Here is a 2,464-nt window from a genome sequence, read left to right on the forward strand (position 1 = left end):
GAGGTGGGTTTCCTGCGGGTGCCTTGGCCGGTGTGAGTGGCGTTGTCTGCCGCGTCACCGCTTGCCGGGGCTGCGCCCCGGGCCGTTGTGGGTGCGGGTTGGTTTTTGGCGGCGCCTACTGGGGTGCGGCTTGCGCTGTGCGCGCGTCTGCGGGTCCGGTGGGGGCTGGGCGCGCAGTTCCCCGCGCCCCTGAAAGCCGGCCGTCCGTGGCTGGTTGCGCAGTTCCCCGCGCCCCTGAAAGCCGCGGCGGCGGAGCCGCACGATGTCACAGCCCCGCGCCCCTTGCGGGGCGGGGTCAGGACGGCTCCAGTGGTGTGGTCTGGCGGATCGTGATGACGCGGTCCGCCAAGTGCAGCGTCGCCGCCTCCGGGTCCGTGTAGTGGAGGAGGCGGTGGCCCCTGACGACCGCCACGACGAGGTCTTCGCAGTCGCGCGGGGAGCCCCCCGCCTCGGGGCGGGTGACGGGGCGTTCGACGACGTCGAGGCCGTTGCCGTAGGTGAGCAGGTCCTCCAGGACCGAGCCGACGTTCGGGCTGACCATCGACATGCCGAGCAGGCGGCCCGCCGAGCTGGAGCTGGTCACCACCGTATTGGCGCCGCTCTGCCGCAGCAGCGGTACGTTCTCGTCCTCGCGGACGGCGACCACGATGGTGGCCTGCTTGTTCAGCTGCCGCGCGGTGAGGGTCACCAGGGCCGCGGTGTCGTCCCGCTCGGTGCAGATCACGACCTGCGAGGCGCGCGGCAGCTCGGCGCGCTGGAGCGTCTCGGAGCGGGTCGCGTCGCCCAGGACGCCCACCAGGCCGTCGGCCGACGCGGCGTCGACGACCTTCTTCTGCGGGTCGACCACGACGATCTTCTCCTTGGGCTTGCCCTGGCCGATGAGGGTCTCGATCGCGTGCCTGCCCTTCGTCCCGTATCCGACGACGACGGTGTGTTCGCGCATGCGCGACCTCCAGCGGTGGACGCGCACTTGCTGGCGCGTCCGTTCGGTCAGTACTTCCAAGGTGGTTCCCACGAGGATGATCAGAAAGAGCACGCGCAACGGCGTGATCACGAAGATATTCGTCAGCCTCGCCCCGTCGCTCACGGGTGTGATGTCGCCGTAGCCCGTCGTCGACAGTGTGACCGTGGCGTAGTAGGCGGCGTCCAGGAAACCGACCCGCCCGTCGGCGTTGTCGTGGTAGCCCTCTCGGTCCATGTAGACCAGCAGGGTCGTGGCGGCGAGCACCATCAGGGCCATCACGAGCCGCCGCAGCACCTGCCGCAGTGGCGCGGCGGCGTTCTGCACCGGCATCACGATGGAGCGTCCGGCCTCGGCGTCGTCCTCCGCCTCGCCCCGGGTGCGCCGCCGGAAGAGCGACCGGACGAGCGATTTCCGGGTCGGTGTCCTTCGGGTGTCCGGGCGCTCCGATTTTGTTGCCATGCGTCCATGTTCCGCGATCACGCGTGAGACCCGGGAGTAGCCTCGCGCGCATGCATGCCATCACGATTCCTGAATTCGGTGGTCCCGAGGCCCTCGTCTGGGCCGAGGTGCCCGATCCCGTTCCCGGCAGCGGGGAGGTCCTGGTCGAGGTCGTGGCCAGTGCCGTCAATCGCGCCGACGTCATGCAGCGCAAGGGCCTTTACCCACCGCCGCCCGGCGCCTCCCCGTACCCGGGCCTGGAGTGCTCGGGCCGTATCGCCGCGCTGGGGCCGGGGGTGAGCGGCTGGGCGGTCGGCGACGAGGTGTGCGCGCTGCTCGCGGGCGGCGGCTACGCGGAGAAGGTGTGCGTACCGGTCGGCCAACTGCTGCCCGTTCCCGAGGGACTGGACCTCGCTTCGGCGGCGGCCCTGCCGGAAGTGACCGCCACGGTCTGGTCGAACATCTTCATGGTGGCCCACCTGCGGCCCGGCGAGACGCTGCTCGTGCACGGCGGCGGCAGCGGCATCGGCACGATGGCCGTGCAGTTGGCGAAGGCGGTCGGCGCGCGGGTCGCCGTCACGGCGGGCAGCAAGGACAAGCTCGAACACTGCCGTGAACTGGGCGCGGACATCCTCATCGACTACCGCGAACAGGATTTTGTGGAGGAACTCCAGAAAGTCACCGGGGGCGTCGGCGCGGACGTCATCCTCGACATCGTCGGGGCGAAGTATCTGGCGCGGAACGTGGAGGCCCTCGCCGTCAACGGACGGCTCGTCATCATCGGCCTGCAGGGCGGGAGCAAGGCCGAACTGGACCTCGGGGCGCTGCTCACCAAGCGGGCCGCGGTCATGGGCACGAACCTGCGGGGGCGGCCGCTGGCGGAGAAGGCGGCCATCATCGCGGCCGTGCGGGAGCATGTCTGGCCGTTGATTTCCGGGGGGCGGGTGCGGCCTGTCGTGGACCGGGTCCTGCCGATGCGGGAGGCGCCGGAGGCGCATCGTGTGCTGGAGGAGGGCGCGCATGTGGGGAAGGTGCTGCTGACCGTTTGACGGGGTGGGGGTG

General features: G+C 70.7%; 2 protein-coding genes. One reads left to right on the plus strand and one right to left on the minus strand.

Annotated features, from left to right (window positions below):
• Positions 1–295 precede the first annotated feature (295 nt).
• Positions 296–1,423, minus strand: a complete 1,128-nt coding sequence (locus tag K6I34_RS35610) for a TrkA family potassium uptake protein (protein ID WP_229332171.1) — start codon at positions 1,421–1,423, stop codon at positions 296–298.
• Between the two features lie 50 nt (positions 1,424–1,473).
• Here K6I34_RS35610 and K6I34_RS35615 point away from each other — a divergent pair, with 50 nt between their 5' ends.
• Positions 1,474–2,451, plus strand: coding sequence for an NAD(P)H-quinone oxidoreductase (locus K6I34_RS35615; protein WP_229332172.1), 978 nt, complete (start codon positions 1,474–1,476; stop codon positions 2,449–2,451).
• The last annotated feature ends 13 nt before the right edge of the window (positions 2,452–2,464 follow it).

The sequence above is a fragment of the Streptomyces sp. UNOC14_S4 genome, assembly GCF_020740835.1.
In the GTDB taxonomy this organism is placed as follows: Bacteria; Actinomycetota; Actinomycetes; order Streptomycetales; family Streptomycetaceae; genus Streptomyces.